The 17,202-nt window shown below is 49.2% G+C and carries 17 protein-coding genes; 6 read left to right on the top strand and 11 right to left on the bottom strand.

Annotated elements, in window-relative coordinates; genetic code table 11:
- Positions 1 to 9: 9 nt before the first annotated feature.
- The 9 genes from pdxR to EKM70_RS01945 all read right to left on the bottom strand — a co-directional run bounded on the left by pdxR (position 10) and on the right by EKM70_RS01945 (position 10,697).
- Positions 10 to 1,398 carry a MocR-like pyridoxine biosynthesis transcription factor PdxR gene (gene pdxR, locus EKM70_RS01985; RefSeq protein WP_125544774.1) on the bottom strand — a complete coding sequence of 463 codons (1,389 nt, stop codon included), beginning with the start codon at positions 1,396 to 1,398 and terminating at the stop codon, positions 10 to 12.
- A gap of 125 nt (positions 1,399 to 1,523) precedes the next feature.
- A complete protein-coding gene (locus EKM70_RS01980; RefSeq protein WP_125544772.1) occupies positions 1,524 to 2,306 on the bottom strand; it encodes a sulfite exporter TauE/SafE family protein in 783 nt (260 codons plus the stop codon).
- 12 nt (positions 2,307 to 2,318) lie between these two features.
- On the bottom strand, positions 2,319 to 3,185 hold the full coding sequence (locus tag EKM70_RS01975; RefSeq protein WP_125544770.1) for a formylglycine-generating enzyme family protein: 867 nt from the start codon (positions 3,183 to 3,185) through the stop codon (positions 2,319 to 2,321).
- 15 nt (positions 3,186 to 3,200) lie between these two features.
- Positions 3,201 to 4,709: a sulfatase-like hydrolase/transferase gene (locus tag EKM70_RS01970; protein ID WP_125544768.1), complete on the bottom strand. Its 1,509-nt coding sequence runs from the start codon at positions 4,707 to 4,709 to the stop codon at positions 3,201 to 3,203.
- The gene (locus tag EKM70_RS01965; protein WP_125544766.1) at positions 4,660 to 6,423 is read right to left on the bottom strand and encodes a solute:sodium symporter family transporter; all 1,764 of its coding nucleotides are present in this window, start codon (positions 6,421 to 6,423) and stop codon (positions 4,660 to 4,662) included. The genes EKM70_RS01970 and EKM70_RS01965 overlap by 50 nt, the downstream gene beginning before the upstream one ends.
- A 649-nt stretch (positions 6,424 to 7,072) precedes the next feature.
- The gene (gene pstB / locus EKM70_RS01960; protein ID WP_125544764.1) at positions 7,073 to 7,876 is read right to left on the bottom strand and encodes a phosphate ABC transporter ATP-binding protein PstB; all 804 of its coding nucleotides are present in this window, start codon (positions 7,874 to 7,876) and stop codon (positions 7,073 to 7,075) included.
- Positions 7,877 to 7,887: 11 nt separating this feature from the next.
- Positions 7,888 to 8,775 carry a phosphate ABC transporter permease PstA gene (pstA, locus tag EKM70_RS01955; RefSeq protein WP_125544762.1) on the bottom strand — a complete coding sequence of 296 codons (888 nt, stop codon included), beginning with the start codon at positions 8,773 to 8,775 and terminating at the stop codon, positions 7,888 to 7,890.
- Positions 8,765 to 9,718: a phosphate ABC transporter permease subunit PstC gene (gene pstC / locus EKM70_RS01950; RefSeq protein WP_125544760.1), complete on the bottom strand. Its 954-nt coding sequence runs from the start codon at positions 9,716 to 9,718 to the stop codon at positions 8,765 to 8,767. The genes pstA and pstC overlap by 11 nt, the downstream gene beginning before the upstream one ends.
- An 88-nt stretch (positions 9,719 to 9,806) precedes the next feature.
- A complete protein-coding gene (locus EKM70_RS01945; RefSeq protein ID WP_125544758.1) occupies positions 9,807 to 10,697 on the bottom strand; it encodes a phosphate ABC transporter substrate-binding protein PstS family protein in 891 nt (296 codons plus the stop codon).
- 349 nt (positions 10,698 to 11,046) lie between these two features.
- Between EKM70_RS01945 and EKM70_RS01940 the strand changes: the two genes are divergently transcribed.
- Positions 11,047 to 11,397: a hypothetical protein gene (locus EKM70_RS01940; protein WP_125544756.1), complete on the top strand. Its 351-nt coding sequence runs from the start codon at positions 11,047 to 11,049 to the stop codon at positions 11,395 to 11,397.
- An 80-nt stretch (positions 11,398 to 11,477) separates the two neighbouring features.
- Here EKM70_RS01940 and EKM70_RS01935 read toward each other — a convergent pair whose 3' ends face one another.
- On the bottom strand, positions 11,478 to 11,681 hold the full coding sequence (locus EKM70_RS01935; protein ID WP_125544754.1) for a hypothetical protein: 204 nt from the start codon (positions 11,679 to 11,681) through the stop codon (positions 11,478 to 11,480).
- Between the two features lie 63 nt (positions 11,682 to 11,744).
- A complete protein-coding gene (locus EKM70_RS01930) occupies positions 11,745 to 12,011 on the bottom strand; it encodes an HPr family phosphocarrier protein (RefSeq protein ID WP_125544752.1) in 267 nt (88 codons plus the stop codon).
- Between the two features lie 154 nt (positions 12,012 to 12,165).
- On the opposite strand from EKM70_RS01930, the gene EKM70_RS01925 reads away from it, so the two are divergent.
- The 5 genes from EKM70_RS01925 (at position 12,166) to EKM70_RS01905 (ending at position 17,050) form a co-directional block, all read left to right on the top strand.
- Positions 12,166 to 14,526, top strand: coding sequence for an ATP-dependent DNA helicase (locus EKM70_RS01925; protein WP_125544750.1), 2,361 nt, complete (start codon positions 12,166 to 12,168; stop codon positions 14,524 to 14,526).
- Positions 14,526 to 15,218 carry a hypothetical protein gene (locus EKM70_RS01920; RefSeq protein ID WP_125544748.1) on the top strand — a complete coding sequence of 231 codons (693 nt, stop codon included), beginning with the start codon at positions 14,526 to 14,528 and terminating at the stop codon, positions 15,216 to 15,218. Before EKM70_RS01925 ends, EKM70_RS01920 begins: the two co-directional genes overlap by 1 nt.
- Positions 15,215 to 16,132, top strand: a complete 918-nt coding sequence (locus tag EKM70_RS01915; protein ID WP_125544747.1) for a sce7725 family protein — start codon at positions 15,215 to 15,217, stop codon at positions 16,130 to 16,132. The genes EKM70_RS01920 and EKM70_RS01915 overlap by 4 nt, the downstream gene beginning before the upstream one ends.
- A 92-nt stretch (positions 16,133 to 16,224) precedes the next feature.
- Positions 16,225 to 16,482 carry a hypothetical protein gene (locus EKM70_RS01910; protein WP_125544745.1) on the top strand — a complete coding sequence of 86 codons (258 nt, stop codon included), beginning with the start codon at positions 16,225 to 16,227 and terminating at the stop codon, positions 16,480 to 16,482.
- A gap of 13 nt (positions 16,483 to 16,495) precedes the next feature.
- On the top strand, positions 16,496 to 17,050 hold the full coding sequence (locus tag EKM70_RS01905; RefSeq protein ID WP_125544743.1) for a helix-turn-helix domain-containing protein: 555 nt from the start codon (positions 16,496 to 16,498) through the stop codon (positions 17,048 to 17,050).
- Positions 17,051 to 17,202: the final 152 nt, after the last annotated feature.

The following is a 17,202-nucleotide window of genomic DNA, read 5'->3' as shown; positions in this document are numbered from 1 at the left end:
ACCATGAGTTTAGGCGGACAGTGCCCTTAATGCTAGCACTAGCTTGGCTACGCCTTGCCGGAATTCTGGCAAAGCAAAGTGGGCAAACCCCACGATATAGTAACCAAGTTGCTTATCTTGTAACCAATAGTGATCCATTTTTCGCAGATAAAGGCGATCTCGTTTTAAAATTTCATCGAACTTAGCCGCCTCTTGAACTCGCTTTAAACGAAATACCAGGTGAATCCCGGCTTCCCCGAAGTGAGCGGCAATGATCCCCTGCCGAACGAATGGCATTAACTGTTGCTGCAAAAGCGCATACTTCTGGCGATTCAAGCGCAAGGCTCGTGTGATGTGGCGGCTATAGGCGCCAGATGCCAGGAAGTCCGCCGTGGCGGCTTGAATAATTGCCGCGACCCCATTCGTTTCAAAGGCAAATAATTTCTGATAACTGGCAACTAGTTGCGGCGGTAAGACCATAAAGCTGAGCCGCAACTCGGTCGAAATTGACTTGGAAAAACCACCAAGATAGATGACCCGGTTCGCATCCAATGAAGCCAACGCAGGCATCGGCCTGGTAGACACCGAGAACTCACTGTCGTAATCATCCTCGATAATTATCCCCTGCTTGGCTCGCATGGTAGCTAGCAGAGCTTGTCGCTTGACTAAGGGCATCGTCGGTCCCAAGGGAAATTGATGGGAAGGGGTCACATAGACCAGGTTAACCGGCGCTGTTCGCAAGTAGGCAACATCCATCCCGGTTGCCTCATCAACTGGAATCAAGACCGGCTGGCCACCCTGACGGCGAACCGTCTCCAGTCCACTGCGGTAGCCAGGATTTTCGAATCCCACTTTGAGTGGTGCCTGAAAACTGTCCTGCATCAACTGGGTCACAATGACCAGCGACTCACTGTTACCGGCAGTGATCACGACCTGTTCCGCCTGACAGTGAATCCCTCGTCGGCGCGCCAAGAGGGCCACAATCTCTTCCCGCAATGCCAATGACCCTTGACGCTGAATGGCCGTCTGGGGATCACGCAGATCCTGGTCTTGGATAGCCCGTTCCAACGACCGATTCCACGCCGTCTTGGCATGCGTTTCCAGCAACGAGGCCGCGTAGCCCAAGGAAAAGTCAAAGTCGGGTTGAACTAAATCACGGTCATGTTCACTGACCATTGGGGGTGTCGAGACTAATTTCTTTACGAAGAATCCTTGCTGGGGCCGATTCTCAATTCGATCCTCTGCGACCAACTGTTCATAAGCATTCTCTACGGTACCCTTGGATACCTCAAGTTCTGCCGCCAATGACCGAATTGACGGCAAACGGTCAGTCAATTCTCCCCGATCCATCGCCGCAACCAGCTGTTGGGTGAGCTGTTCATATAGTGGCAGTGATCCGGACTCCTGTAAAAAATACATATCGCCACCTCCCCTTTCTCAAAACTTGTTATCTTTATTTTACCAGTCCTGACTGCGGGTTGATTGACAAAAATAAAACACCTAACGTCAGCCGGCAATCAGCACGTTAGGTGTTTTCAAAAATTTCATCGTAAAAGTTGGACCATATTGACCACGTTTAAAACGAGGACAGCCGAAACAACAACTCGGTAGATCAGCAGCACCGCATGATCCGCCACTCGTTTACTCAACTGGGCACCAAATGTTCCCCCAAAAATGGCAGCCAGCACAACAACTGGCAGGATAATCCAACTGATATGATCCTGTCCAAAGTGCGGCAGGGAAAAACCAAGCTTGGTGATCTGTGAAAACAGGATAATGACAATCGAGTAGACCGTCGCGTCCTTAATGGCAATGTCGAAGAAGTAAATCAGGAAGGCCACGTTGATTGGGCCACCACCAATGCCCATCAAGGTCGCTAGCCACCCCAACAGCGCACCAGAAAAGGTATAGATTCCCGGCAACCACCGGTCAGGCCAACTGAAATGTCCTGGCCGCGTGTAGATTAAGGCGAGTACCAAGGATACCAGCGTCAGAACAATTTGAACGACGTTGACGCGTTCGATTGGCAGCCAGCCGCTCAGAACCCGAAAGGACAGGTCACCGAGGAACCCACCTAGAACCGATCCCAGTGAGAGCAGGCCCGCGAAGCGCGCGTTAAGCCGGACGCCATTTTTAACCTGACGCCGAGTCGAGACTAGCGCCATTATAAATACGGCTAGACTAGAGTAAAAATTAATTGCTGAGAGTGGACTCTTTCCCATGAAGTCCAAGAGCGGCTTGATAATCACACCGCCCCCCATACCGGAAATTGCCCCAACCGTATTTGCAAAAACAATGATGATGAAGTACTCCAGGGCAATTTTCATAAAGAACGCCTCCTATTCGACGTCCTTTACACAACGAAATCCCAGATTACTCCCAGCCGTACTTCCGACGTGACCATTTCGAGCAGTAATCCGATAACGATTACAATAGGAAAAGTGACAGAGGAAGGACCCACCACGAGTGGCAAATTCTTGGTCATCTGGTGCCACTAAACACTTCTCCCAAGAACGTGGTCCACTCAATTGTTGGAAAACATCCAGTGGAATCTTACTCTGATTCGAGCACCATTCCCAAACGTTTCCGATGTTTTGGTACAGGCCATAGCCGTTGGCATCATACGATTTGGCTGGCGCCGTGCCGAGATAACCATCTGCTTGAGTATTCTCATGTGGGAAATCTCCCTGCCAAGTGTTGGCATGATAGGCATTGTCTTGTTCCAAGTCATCCCCCCACGGGTAGGTCCAATCATATGGTGCGCCACCCCGGGCAGCAAATTCCCATTCTGCCTCGTTGGGAAGCCGTTTGCCTGCCCACTTACAGTAGGCCTTGGCATCGTTGATGGAAACTTGAACTACTGGATGATCCATAATATCTGTGATCGTGGTATCTTTACCCCGTGGGTGCGCCCAATCGGCACCCTTCACGGCATACCACCACTTAAACCCAGCAGACTGTTCACTTCGCGCGATCTCTTCGTCCGATAACAAGGCAACAAAGACGAAACTCCAACCGTACTGCTCGGCGTCCGTTACATAACCCGTATCCGCCACAAAGTCCGAGAATTCTTGATTGGTGACTGTCGTCTCATCCATCAAAAATGGGGCAACATTGACCGGCTTGACCGGTCCTTCCAAGTCCCCGGGGAATCCATAATGGTCATTAGATCCCAGGTAATAATCTCCACCCTTGATTAATTTCAATGGTAATCCCTCTTTCTAGTTTTTGACGTCATTGGTTTCCTTCGGCCGCGTTGCCTTGTCCATTGGTAACCCCGTATCGTAATCTAATTCCCGTGGTTCATACTCTTCGTTTTCCTTTTGCCGCGTATAACCGTCATTTTCCCACTTAGGGTGACGATCCTTCCGCCAATCTCTGGCAGACCACTGGTAACCTCGGTATGGGTCCCGGGTTTCATTCATGTGTTGTAAAAGATCATCGTGTAGCCCATTTCTAATTTCGGCGTAGTCTTTATCGTAAATTAAGTTGGTGACTTCATAAGGATCCTTGTCTAAATCGTAGAATTCATCCTTATCCATTAAGTTAATGACTAATTTGTAATGCCCATTCGTTGCTGCCCGCATCATTTGCATCCCACCGAAACCATCGTGGTCCACTTCATAACGGGTCCATTCAGTATAAACATTTTTGTTAATGACCACATCACTGTCCATGATTTGTGGCAACATACTCTTTCCTTCAAGTAACTTAGGAATTGGTAGGCCCATATAATCCATAATCGTTGGCACTAAATCAATGTGTGACGCTGGGGCATCCGTAACCTTCCCCTTTTGGCCACCTTTAATAATCAATGGAATATTGGCAATTTCTCGATAGGCCGCAGCGTTCTTCATTTGTAACTTATGCGACCCTAGCATGTCCCCATGATCAGAGGTGTAGATAATCAGTGCGTCCGGATACTTTTCTTCCAACACCTTGGTAACCCGGCCAATCTCGTGGTCCACGAACGTGTTACACCCTAAGAACAAGGCCAATCCTTTGGAAGGCTTGTTTAACTCGGAAACTGGCTTGTTAATGTCTTTCCCCGCCCACAGTTGCTGGAGAAGCGGTTTGTCCATCAGATCATCCGAGTAGTTGGGATAGTCGCTGAACTTAAAGTCGGCATACATGGTATTGTAAGGCGCCGGACAGATACTTGGGCCATGCGGCTCATCATAGGAGACCGTGAGGAAGAAATCCGTATTCACGTTTTCTTCCAGGAAGCCTACGGCACGATTGGTCACCTTGTGGGCATAGGTAAAGTCCTCCGTCAACCAATCTTCATAAGACGTTTCGGATTGCCGCGACTTAACTCGCATCTCATCGGTCAGTTCTTCCAAATACATCTTCTGGTCAAACCAATACTTCTTATCCCAACCTTCAGGACAAACACCGAGACCAAAGTAATCCCCACCATCCAAGTGATATTTACCGACGTATCCCGTGTGAATGCCATTATCTGTCAACCGCTGCCCGATGGTCTTGACGTTCATTCCCATCGCATAACTATTGGTGACCATCCCATTAGAATGTGGGAACGTCCCCGTAAAGATGGCCGACCGTGCAGGTCCACAGACCGGTTGGCAGGAATAAGCGTTCTCGTAACGCAGTCCTTCAGAAGCCAACTTATCAATGTTAGGCGTCACCATCTTGTCGTTATAACACCCGACCATATCCTTACGCGTTGTATCCGTCATGATCAAGATGACCTGTTTGTTCTTCTTCATTCTCATTTTCCTCGCTTTCCGGAACCTGAACATGGTTAAAGTACTTGTTGATAACTAAGAATAATGTCGTGGCAATTGCGGCAAAGATAAGGGTAATCACTGCTAATCTCATGCCATAGTGCTTGTGGAAGACAATCCCAATTGGTGAGAAGACGGTATAGACATAAACCACAACTGTGATAATAACTGCTGACAGTGGACGTGCCAGCTTCCATGGTGTCAAATCAACTAACTTCACATCGTGCAATTCGTAAGGTGTTGGTCGTGGGTGAATCCAGCCAGCAATCAACATGATGGCGATACAGCAGAGGAATAGAATCCCGTAAACGTGGAGGTAATTGATATCGAATTTGAAAACAAACTTGTAAAGCGTGTAGGAAACTAGGAAGAATAGAATCGCTAACTTGGCCCCAATAGCAGGCGTCCGTTTCGTAAAGAAGCCCATCAGAACCACAACCAACGTTGGAATGTTAAAGTATCCCATGACACTCTTCATAAAGATGTAGAGACCTTCTGGCGCCTTGGCAATGTTGGGGGCGACAAAGATAGCAAAGATGACGATGAAGATTCCAAAGATTCGACCAATCTTGACCAGCTTCTTGTCATCAATATCCGGTTTGAAGATTGGCTTGTAGATGTTAATACAAAACATTGTCGAAGCGGAATTCAACGCCCCGTTAAAGGCACTCAGTACGGCCCCAAACAACACGGCACCGAAGAATCCCAGTAGCGGCCCAGGCAAGATGTCTCGAACCAAGTAGGCATAGGCCATGTCTTGACTCGGAATCTTGGAGCCATAAAGATGAAAGGCAATGATCCCCGGAATCACCAGGATAATCGGAACAAATACCTTGATAAATCCCGCGTACAGAACTCCCTTCTGCCCTTCCCGCAAGTCTTTAGCGGCGAAGGCTCGTTGGACAATTTCCTGGTTCGTACACCAGTAGAAGGTGTTGACTAAAAGGACCCCGGTAAAGATCGACAGAAACGGTGTGGCCCCGGTATTAGTCACGGCATTCATCTTTTCTGGGTGTTCAACGATTAGCTTGTTGACCCCATCCCAGAAGTGACCACCACCGAGTTTGAAAAATCCTAGAATTGGAATCAAGAACCCACCAGCCAGTAAACCGACCCCGTTAATCGTATCGGAAACGGCTACCGCTTTAAGTCCCCCAATAATGGCATAAGAACTCCCTAACACCCCAATGAGGACAATAACTAGTGTGAGAGATTGTAACTCCGTAATATGGAAAATATCGGTTAAATCAAAGAGTGACGTGATGGCAAGGCCACCGGCATAGAGCACAGTTGGCAGAGTAACCACTGTCAGACTGGTTAAAAACAGCGCCGTGACAATGTTTCGGGTTCCTTTGTCATAACGTTTTTCCAAAAACTCCGGCACCGTCGTAAACCCACCTTTAAGATACTTCGGTAGAAAGACCAGCGTCATCAGAACCAACGTCACCCCAGAGGTAATTTCCCAAGCCATGGATGACAATCCGCTACTAAACCCATTCCCGTTTAAACCAACCAGCTGCTCTGCAGAGAGATTGGTGAGCAATAGTGACCCAGCAATAAAAATACCGGAGAGACTACGACCACCGAGAAAGTAACCTGTACTGGAAGTTAAGTCGTTACTTCGAGTCTTTAACCACGAAATTAGCGCAACCAGTAGCGTAAATAAGATGAATGAACCTAGCGTCCAAAATCCCACAACAGTTCCTCCTTAAGTTGTTCACTCCCGTTACCGTCAGCGAACGTGGCTGTGTTCCCAATTGATGTCATTTCGATGAGGGCGTCATACCCTCCTATGTAGCATTCACTAAAACTTTACTTAATAACTTCCGATAATAATCTGGCCGAACATTCACCTTCCTACTGCACTTTTGCCAACAAATAATGGCTAAACTGCCGTCTTGATACTAGAATCATACCGAGCTATGAAAGCGCTGTCAATTACATTTTGACCAGATCACTGGTCTTTTAAGAACTGTAAATCCCGTTAAATCAGGACGTGCATCCTTTTACTAAAACTTTTAGACTATTTTAGTAAATTTTCATTTGAAAACATTGGTAAATACCAATGCAACGCGATCCTCAACAAGTAAAACGTTTTGTAGTCTCTTTACTCTCGCTACTTTGTTACCTTTCAGCTGGCCGTGATTAAAAAAGGACGGGGGACACAAGGCGGGTAGTCAAAGCGCACTAACGTCGATAGGTGAATAATCTCGGTATTGGACTGCTTGTCTATCGGGGGTAAGCGGCGTTGAAGCCTTTTGTCGCACGTTTCGACGATAGACGTTTAGAACGCAAAAAAGGTCTGAGACCTCTGTCTCAGACCTAACTAACCTCTCTAAAAATAACTACCCAAAGCTTCCAGAAATATAGTCTTGCGTTACTGGGATCTGCGGGTTGCTAAACATCGTCCCGGTTGGCGTGTATTCCATGACGTGTCCGAGATGGAAGAACGCACACTGACTACTGATCCGTGCGGCCTGTTGCATGTTATGCGTCACGATGATAATCGTGTACTGCTTCTGCAACTCTAGGAGCGTCTCCTCAACCTTAACTGTCGAGATCGGGTCCAAGGCACTACAAGGTTCATCCAACAGCAACACATCCGGTGCCATGGCAATCGAACGGGCAATGCATAACCGTTGTTGTTGCCCCCCAGAAAGGGACAGGGCACTCTTGTCGAGGCTATCTTTCACCTCATCCCAAAGCGCAGCCCCACGCAAACTCTTTTCGATACGTTCCGATAGCTCGGCTTTGTTCTTCACCCCATTCGCCCGTAAGGCGTAGGTAATGTTTTCTCGAATAGACTTGGCAAACGGGTTGGGTCGTTGAAACACCATCCCAATGTGTCGACGAATCTCATAGATATTCACGTTGGGCTCGTTGATGTCGACCCCGTGATACCAGATCTTTCCCGTCACCGTCGCGATCGTATCGTTCATCCGATTCAAAGAACGCAGGTAGGTGGACTTCCCAGAGCCCGAGGCCCCAATGAGCGCCGTAATTTGGTTCTTGGGAAAGGCCAGATTAGCATCGTGCATGGCATGATTGGTGCCGTAGAAGACCTGTAAGTCCTCTGTCTTCAGCGCCAGCGAAGTCTGCGCGTCAAACGTCTGAACAGCCGTCTTATCAAATGAATATTGTTTAAGCATCGTCACACCCCCTACTTGCTAGCCGTAACCCGACGATACAGGTACGACCCGAGAACTCGTGCACCCAAGTTAAAGAGCAACACGGCAATGATCAGAACGGCGGAAGCGGCGGCGGACAAGGCCGCTGCATTGCTCGCTAAACCTTCTGTGTTCATTTTCCAAATGTGAACAGCCAATGTTTCGGCTGGTCGGAATGGATTGAGCGGACTCGCGGCATCCATTGGGTTCCAATCGGCGAAGTTAGTGACCGGTGCGCTTTGCCCAGCCGTGTAAATCAAGGCAGCGGCTTCCCCAAACACTCGGCCAGCACTCAGAACCACCCCGGTTACGATCCCAGGAAGTGCCACCGGGAGAATGATCCCCACTTCGGTCTTCCATTTAGATAGCCCCAAGGAGAAACCAGCTTCTCGCTGACTACGTGGCACCGCACTGAGCGACTCTTCAATATTCCGCGTTAACAGCGGTAAGTTAAAGAACGTCAAGGCAATCGCCCCCGAGATAACGGAAAAGCCAATCTTGAACTTAACCACAAAGAGTAAGAATCCGAACAACCCCACGACCACGGATGGCAGGGAACTAAGAACTTCAATGGCCGATCGGATCAGGCTGGTCCGCCAGTTGTCCTTCGCATATTCGGCCAGATAAATCCCAGCACCCAATGAAATTGGAATAGAAATCAACATGGTCAAGACCAACAGGTAGAAGGAATTGAACAATTGAACCCCAATCCCCCCGCTACCATCAAAGGAGTCTGTAGCACCCGTCAAGAAACTCCAGCTAACATGCGGCAGCCCCTTGATGAGAATGTAGGCCAATAGGAAGAAAAGAATTCCCACCACAATGGCGACAATCAGATCAATGATGACCGTGGCAATCATGTCTTTACGTTTAGCGTTCATGTTTGAGTTGCCCCCTCTTTGCAATGACCCGTACCAGGGCGTTGAAGAATAGTGACATGAGTAACAGAATCAGAGCTAGTGACCACAAAGCATTATTGGGTAACGTCCCATCAATGGTGTCCCCAATTCCAGTCGTTAACTGACTCGTCAGCGTTGAAGCTGCCGAGATCAAATTCTTCGGCATTACGGCCGCATTCCCGATCACCATCTGAACGGCTAAGGCTTCCCCAAAAGCCCGGGCCATCCCGAAGATCACGGCGGTTAAGATCCCGGGCGTTGCCGACCGTAAAATCACCTTAGAAACCGTCTGCCAGCGCGTCGCTCCCAGAGCCAGTGAAGCTTCCTTGTAATACCGAGGAACCGCTCGCAGGCTATCCACCGTCATTGATGTAATCGTTGGCAAGACCATCACAAACAACACGAAGGTGGCTGAAATAATTCCGAATCCGGAACCGCCCACCAAGTGCCGCATGAATGGCACGACGACTGCCAGCCCGATGAACCCGTAAACCACAGAAGGAATCCCAACTAGTAATTCAATCACGGGTTGGAGAAACTTCCGGCCCTTGTTAGGTGAAATTTCTGTCATGAAAATCGCCGTGCCGACGGCGAATGGTGTCGCCACAATTGCGGCGGCAAACGTCACGGCAAAGGACCCCACAATCATCGGTAACGCCCCAATTTTGCCCTGACTTGGTGACCAATCAGTCCCAGACAAGAACTTCCAGAGGCTGACGTGATTTTGCGTAAAGGTGGCAATCCCTTTTGAGGTGATAAACCACAACATTGACGCAACGACCAGGATAATTACCCCAATACAGAGGTAACTGATTCCCCGGCCAATCCAATCCTCGCGAGTCGCTCGGGTTGCGTGGTGTAACCGTTTGGACCATTCCTGTGATTGGGTATCTTGTTTCTTAAGTTGAAAATTTGTTTGCTCCATAAGTTGACTCCCCCCTTTTAAAAAAGGTGAAAGTGCTTCGACCGCACCTTCACCCCATTTCAACATCTTCTAAATATATCCCGGATGCTTAGTTCTGGGTAACGACACCCTTAGCGTCCTTCGTTACTTTCATGTCATGGATACTGATGTACCCCATGTCCTTAACCAAGCTATCTTGAACCGTCTTGGAATCCATGTACTTCAGGAAGGCAGTCGTTGCCTTGTCAGGCGTGCCCTTCGTGTACATGTGTTCGTAAGACCAGATCTTCCACTTGTTCGTTTCAACGTTGTTGTCCGTTGGCGTAACGTTGTCGATAGAAACAGCTTGGAGCTTGTTGGTGAAGTATGAGAAGGCCAAGTAACTGATGGCCCCTGGTGTCGTGGAAACGATCTTTTGTACGGCACCGTTGGAATCTTGTTCTTGAGACTTTACAGCGTCAGCGCCCTTTAATACGGCATTTTCAAAGGTTGCACGAGTCCCACTACCTTGTGCTCGGTTGATGATAACAATCTTCTCGTCCTTACCGCCAACTTCCTTCCAGTTGGTAATCTTACCGGTAAAGATTTGCTTCAATTGTGCCATCTTTAAGTTCTTAACTCCGGAATCTTTGTTGACAACTGGGGCCATCCCCACGACGGCAACCTTATGGTCCGTCAATTTGTCAGCCTTGATGCCGTCTTTTTCTTCGGCAAAAATGTCAGAATCACCAATCGAAACCGCACCGGCTTGGACTTGGCTCAGCCCAGTTCCGGAACCCCCACCTTGAACGGTCAAGTTAACCTTGGTGTTCTTAGCGGTGAAGTTAGTCCCCGCCTTGGCAGCTAACGGTTGTAAAGCCGTTGACCCCACGGCAGTCACTTTACCTGAAAGTGCTGCGCTACTTTCCTTACTGCCAGTTGAACTTGTGGCTTTGCCACACCCAACTAAAAGCAAACTAATTGCTGCAATCCCCATTGCTAACTTTGATCCCTTATTCATCTCTGTCACTCCATGTCTTTGAGATAGTAGAACCATCCAAAGTCAACTTGCACCCCGAATGCCTCCCCTTAACTTACAACCCTGATTCTAAGCGATGAATATATAGTAATCGTCGCAATCGTGTAAATTTTCGGTAAATGTTGGGGGAATCCGTATAAATTTTCTAATAACCAGTTAGTTAACACCCAAACACGATTATTGTCATGATTAATTCGATGATATGTTAACGTTTTACCTCGTAATCTCCTACATCATTGGATCGCCGGTGAACCCGACCACCAATCACGCAAGGAGAATAATTGCGTGATTTCGCTAGAATGACTAAAATGAAACTAAGGGGTGAGCATAAGTGGCAAAAAAAAGTGAAAAGCAAGCACGGCAGGCCATCATCGTTGATATGAACGACTTTCTCATGGACTACGCCGCCATCAAATTAGGTAAGCAACCTGATCTAGCACAGCGCGTTTCTACCGCTGCCAAGGACGATCTGACTAAGCTCGACGATCTCTTTAAAGACAATGGGATCGGCCGTCGCACCAAGTACTTAGACCTCGCTGCGGGATTCCTACGCGACGAAGCTGACGCCGAGGGTGACGCTGACAACCAAAACTTTGATCAAGAAAGCCAACAACTCGGACAAGAGGCCATAGCCTATCTTGCCAGCCATGCCCAGGACTTCGATCGCTGGGAAGAAGAATAGCACGTTTGAAACAATAGACATTGAACCATAAAAAATTGGGCCACGACAAAAACGTCGCGGTCCAATTTTTTAAGCTATTGCTATTTCCACTGCCACAGGTCCGCCTTCATTTGCGTGGCGATAATCTTTGACAGCATGTCAATCAGTTGGTCAGGCATATAAGTTGCCGCATCAAATGATGTGGTCTGCCCGTTAATTTCAGTAATGATCAATCCCTTATGAGCTAAGTGTAGCCCATACTTCGGGGCGATTTGACAGAGCCTGTCGACCTGTTCTTCATTCATGATGCATCCCTCGCTTCATTTCATTAAGTCGAGCTTAACGAATCCAAACGAGTGGGTCAAGGCTTAGTAGTCACAATACTGGTCCTTGACGAACTGCTGATGAATGGCGGTCGCCAGTTGGGCTTCGTCAGGCCCATCCGTCACGATTCGAATGAATTTCCCACCATACTGACTAAGCGTTGCCATCTCAACTTGTTCTCTGGGATTAATTTCGATGTCACGAACCCTAATCGTGGCTTTACTTGTGTGTCGTTGACAAATCCGTTGAAGCGCAGACGCTTCATCAATTTCAGTTATTTCTTCGTGTAGCGGAAAGCCAATTGTTTTCATCCAATATCACCTCGCTCTCTATTGTAAGCGATTTCATAGATTTTGCCAATCCCCGCGACTCACTTTTCACACCTGCTAACCAATCACGAACACGCGTTCAAACAGACCGCAAAATGTGGTATGCTGATTATCAGCAAAAGGAGGTGGCGATCGGATGCCAATCAAATTAGGGGTACGCGAATTAATCGAATTTACTTTACGAACCGGCGACCTGGGCACGACCAGCAACAGTCAAAATACGGCATTGTTAGGGGCCCGCATCCATCGTCGCCTACAGAAACAGCGTGGTGCCGACTACCAGAAGGAATACTATCTGGATAAGACGCTCACGCTCAACGACAATGAGTACCTGCTTCATGGAAGCGCAGACGGCGTGACGTTAACGGGTGACCAGGCCAGTATCGAGGAAATCAAGACCTCGGAAACTGTCTTTGCCAACCTTAGCACGAACACTCTCACCCTTTATTGGGGACAAGTTAAGCTTTACGCTTACCTCTTGATGGACCACGAGCCCGACTTGGATCAGGTCAAGCTCACCCTGACCTACTTTCAAACGAACACGGAAACCACCACACAAACGGATCAGACCATCACGCGACAGGAAGCCCAGGCGTTTTTTGACAAAGTCATCGACGAGTACGTTACCTGGCTCAAATTCCGAGCGGACCTCCGTGATCGTCGCGACCCCACCATTCAGCAGCTCACCTTCCCCTTCGGCCAGTATCGACCGGGGCAACGCGAGCTTGCCGTCGCCGTTTACAAGACGATTCTCACCAACAAACGCCTCTTCGCCGAAGCACCAACCGGGACTGGGAAAACCATTTCAACACTTTTCCCCACGATTAAAGCCATTGGTGAAGGCATCATCCAGCGAATCTTCTATCTGACTGCCAAACAGAGTACCCGATCCGTCGCCGAAGAAGCCCTCGATCTCATGGCCTCTCAAGGCCTATTGCTCAAGAGTATCACCCTGACGGCCAAGGCCAAGATCACCTTTCCCGAAGAGGCCGACCTGTTACCCGAAGAAAATCCTTACATGTTAGGCTATTACGATCGACTAAAGCCAGCTCTCTTAGATCTGATTCAAAATAACGATCAGCTGACTCGCCCCGTGATTGAAGCTTACGCCCGCAAACACACCCTTGATCCCTTTGAATTTCAATTGGATGCAAGCCTCTTTTGTGATGTCATCATTGGCGACTACAACTACCTCTTCGATCCCCAAGTCCACTTACAACGGTTCTTCACGACTGAGGATCCCGACAACTTCTTTCTGATCGATGAGGCCCACAACTTGGTCAGCCGGTCGCGCGATATGTACTCCGCTGAGTTGACCACACGGCCCCTCGATCAGCTCATCGAACAAAGTCGTGACCTGGATCAAGCCACGCCGAAGCTACGCCGGCGCCTACAAGATCTCCGGGCCACCTTTAGTGATATTGCGGCCCCACTCCTGGCCGACGGCCGCGATGACAGTACCTTCCTAACACCTCCCGAGGCAATCGACCACGATCTCAGCCGACTGGTGGAGGCCATTCATGACTGGCTCGTCGACCAACCGCACACCCCTTTTACCCAAGCTATTCTGGATTACTATTTTGCGGCTATCAGCTATCAACGGATCGGCGACTACTACGACGACACCTACCGTATGCGACTCACCATCGCAGATGGCAACATCACGCTCAAACAGCTCTGTCTCGATCCCAGTGCTTTCCTGTCAGATAGTCTGGCTCTGGGTCACGGGGCAGTTCTCTTCTCAGCCACCCTCTCACCCATGGACTATTATCAACGCGTCCTGGGCGGTGACGAGGATAGCCTGGCCTATCAACTTACCTCACCGTTCAAGCCCCAGCATCAGGCCATCTTTGTCACAAACTACATTCAAACAACCTATAAACAACGTGACGCCAACCTCGCCAATATTCTCTTGGCCATCAAGACCTTAGTCGATGGTAAGACGGGAAACTATCTGATCTTTCTGCCGTCCTACCACTACCTTCTCGACGTCAGCCAAGCCTTTTCGATGGCGTACCCGCACTTAAAAACGGTCGTCCAACAGGCGCAGATGGCCGAAGCCGATCGAGCCGCCTTTTTGGCAAGCTTCACCGCCAATCCGCAAACCACGCTGGTCGGGTTTGCCCTCTTGGGTGGGATCTTCGCGGAAGGAATTGATCTCAAGGCCGACCGTCTGATTGGCGTCGGCGTCGTCAGCGTGGGACTCCCGGGTATCAATCCTGAAACGGACTTGCTACGGGATTACTTCGACCAACAGTCACATCAAGGTTTCGCGTTTGCCTATCAACTACCCGGTCTGAACAACGTCTTCCAAGCTGCGGGTCGACTGATTCGCGGGTCCAAAGACGTCGGCATCATTCTCCTCATGGATCAGCGTTTCAGCAGTCCCCGCTACACACACCTGTATCCCCAACACTGGCAACACTTCCAGCGGCTCTACCGACCGGAACAACTCACCAGTGCCGTTCATAATTTCTGGCATCCGGAGGTATCCTGATGAAAACAAAATTAACACTTGAACTAGAAAACACCCTCTACGCCTATTGTCGTGAAGCAGGGGCCTTTGCCGTCGAAGAGGTCACGATGCCCGCCGATCAAGGCATCGTGGATACCCTGAGTTATCAAGAACTGTCGAGTGGCGAAATTGAGTGGCGGTGTTATGAACTCAAGGTCACCAAATCCGACTTTCACTCCAAGGCCAAGCTCTCCTTTGTGGGCCACTACAACTATTTTGTTTTGCCATTAAAGCTCTATCAGGCAGTCGCTGACGAGATCCCCGCCCATATTGGGGTGCTGATTTACCGACCTTTCAATAAGGAAATGCTTGCAACCGCCACGGAAACTCCCAGCACGCCGGGCTATCTGACCGTTGTCCGTCCACCTCGTCGCCAAGAACTGCAGGTTTCTGAATCCGAACTAACCACCCGGTTCATTGCCTCACAGGCCCGAGAAGTCGGCAAGGCCAAACAAATGGCCACCGGACTCAAACAATACAGTACCGAGCGCCTCTATCAGGAACTGAAAAAACGCCACCAACACTATGACGTCTACGATCCGGAAGCCAACTTCTACGACCAGTTCATCGACGATACCCAATCGGCAGCGGTGACGGCTCTGCAGAGTGAAATTGATGCTCTAAACTTAGAACGCCACGATCTCCAGCAACAACTCAAGGAGCAACGATTATGATCTACTTTCCTTACTTTCGGGGTCGGCAGTATGACCTACTAGCCTTAAAGAACATTGCCCAGCAACACGTTCTACCACGGAACATTATCCCCATCATTGAACCCGTCCGCGACATTCGGACCTTGCCCCAAACGGTCGCGGCCTTTGTTGAGCACGATCAACCACTGGTCGTCATTGCTAATCCCACCGTCAGCGACTACGCCCTCACTCAGCAAAAACTTTATGATTGGCGACGCTATGCCGACAATTCCAATCTCATCGTGGGTCACATTTTAACGCCCACCATCATCCCCGAGGACTTGCAGGCAACACCGGATCATCAAACATTACTGGTTGCGCGCCAATATGACGAACTCCTTGCGGCTAGCCATGCTGGTTGGCTGGACGCCCCCACCCACTTACTCGTGCCACCGGAGGCCCGTATTCGCCGGCTACTGACGCGACCTAGCGGTAGTCTGTTTGACCATGCCTGGGTGCCTGAACACGATCGCAGTTATGCTGATATCACAGATGGCTTCTTCAGCGAAGACTGGCAGCAAGCCCGCCTCGACGGTTATACCAGTATCAGTGACTATACAATCGGTGGCGCCCACTACAGTGAACACGGCTATCCGGCTCGCGCCGTGACCCTCCACCTAACCTACTTTGCCGGTGACCAACTCCGAATCCATCGATTCGTCTCCGACGATCGCGAGGATTTCCGCCATCCCAAGGAAAAATTCTTTCAGGCCGTCGCCAAACTCGCGTCCTGGTTACCTGCACAACCAGCTGCTGTGCAAACACCCGCGGCTTTGGCATTGGCCGACTATCACGCCAGCCAACACTTTCCTGGGCTCGGCGTGGTTAAACGTCTCAGTCTGGAACACCACCTCCAAACGATGGCCGCCTACTTTAAAATTCATTATCCCAGCTAAAACTAAGCGGAATCTTTAAGATTGTCCCCCTAAACGGTTCACCCCTCAAGTGACGTGCTATACTGAATTTATTAGGGAAAGGGGAACGTCATATGAAAATTAATCGGGGAAATTGGCTGCATCTATTAGGCTACAATAAAGCCACTCAGCGTTATTCCAAATGGGGGCAACTACTGGTCTTATCGTTCTGGCCAGTTGCGATTTTAGAGGCCATCGTGTGGGTTTTCGGGGAAACTACCTGGTGGACGCTTTTAATTAATGGGCTGGCTATCATCTACACTTTACTCATGGTGCCAACCTTAATTGTTAATATCATTCGCAATACCTACCGTGAAGATAAGCAAGACTAAGAGGATAATCGGTATGGATTTGGGAAAGATTCTAAAATCGGTGCGTCGCAATCGCGGATTAACACGGCAAGAAGCCGCCAGAAGTTTGGGAGTTTCATCGCTGACCGTGATCTTATGGGAAATCAATCTCATGACTCCCACACCGGCCATGATTCCGCGACTCGCAACAATCTATAAGGTTAACGCTACGACACTTCAGGCCTTCATGGCACAAGCCCAACGGCCGCAACCAGAAAAGACCAGCCATCGTTTAATTCGCAACGGCCTTGTCATTGGCATCAGCCTGTTTCTATTAACGATTCGTCTAGCTTGGTTCCTTAAGGTACTAGCCATTGTCAGTATGCTCGGGATCATCTTGTATCCCTTCTTGACTAAGCCTGCTGCCTATTCCGCAGGTCAGATCAAGTCAACTTTAATTGGCGTCGTGATTGTTCTAATTTTAATTCCAACCTTTTGGGGCGCGCCCAGCTTAGATTCCTGGGGCTTTCTTATCGTTGAAAGTGTCTTCTTCGCGTTGTACAAGGCTTGGCACCTCATGCGAGACGTTGCCCAGAAACACCAATATTAAACACCATTTTTAAACATTTAGATTTGAAAAAGGCGTCGTACAGTTATCTTCAAGATAATTGCACGACGTCTTTGCATTTGGTTTTAAACTAATATCAGCCGCAGAGCTGGTGAAAATGAGCCCAGCCGTGGGAGTTTCCTTAGTGACGAACC

This window comes from Levilactobacillus lindianensis (assembly GCF_003946095.1).
In the GTDB taxonomy this organism is placed as follows: domain Bacteria; phylum Bacillota; class Bacilli; order Lactobacillales; family Lactobacillaceae; genus Levilactobacillus; species Levilactobacillus lindianensis.
Note: the sequence above shows the minus strand (reverse complement) of the source record. Positions and strands in the feature narration are given on the sequence as shown.

Excerpts from the sequence above, each read along its gene's own strand:
- pdxR (WP_125544774.1), bottom strand. The coding sequence starts at position 1,398 with ATGTATTTTTTACAGGAGTCCGGATCACTGCCACTATATGAACAGCTC.
- EKM70_RS01980 (WP_125544772.1), bottom strand. The coding sequence starts at position 2,306 with ATGAAAATTGCCCTGGAGTACTTCATCATCATTGTTTTTGCAAATACG.
- EKM70_RS01970 (WP_125544768.1), bottom strand. The coding sequence starts at position 4,709 with ATGAAGAAGAACAAACAGGTCATCTTGATCATGACGGATACAACGCGT.
- pstB (WP_125544764.1), bottom strand. The coding sequence starts at position 7,876 with ATGCTTAAACAATATTCATTTGATAAGACGGCTGTTCAGACGTTTGAC.
- pstA (WP_125544762.1), bottom strand. The coding sequence starts at position 8,775 with ATGAACGCTAAACGTAAAGACATGATTGCCACGGTCATCATTGATCTG.
- pstC (WP_125544760.1), bottom strand. The coding sequence starts at position 9,718 with ATGGAGCAAACAAATTTTCAACTTAAGAAACAAGATACCCAATCACAG.
- EKM70_RS01945 (WP_125544758.1), bottom strand. The coding sequence starts at position 10,697 with ATGAATAAGGGATCAAAGTTAGCAATGGGGATTGCAGCAATTAGTTTG.
- EKM70_RS01935 (WP_125544754.1), bottom strand. The coding sequence starts at position 11,681 with ATGAATGAAGAACAGGTCGACAGGCTCTGTCAAATCGCCCCGAAGTAT.
- EKM70_RS01930 (WP_125544752.1), bottom strand. The coding sequence starts at position 12,011 with ATGAAAACAATTGGCTTTCCGCTACACGAAGAAATAACTGAAATTGAT.
- EKM70_RS01925 (WP_125544750.1), top strand. The coding sequence starts at position 12,166 with ATGCCAATCAAATTAGGGGTACGCGAATTAATCGAATTTACTTTACGA.
- EKM70_RS01920 (WP_125544748.1), top strand. The coding sequence starts at position 14,526 with ATGAAAACAAAATTAACACTTGAACTAGAAAACACCCTCTACGCCTAT.
- EKM70_RS01915 (WP_125544747.1), top strand. The coding sequence starts at position 15,215 with ATGATCTACTTTCCTTACTTTCGGGGTCGGCAGTATGACCTACTAGCC.
- EKM70_RS01910 (WP_125544745.1), top strand. The coding sequence starts at position 16,225 with ATGAAAATTAATCGGGGAAATTGGCTGCATCTATTAGGCTACAATAAA.
- EKM70_RS01905 (WP_125544743.1), top strand. The coding sequence starts at position 16,496 with ATGGATTTGGGAAAGATTCTAAAATCGGTGCGTCGCAATCGCGGATTA.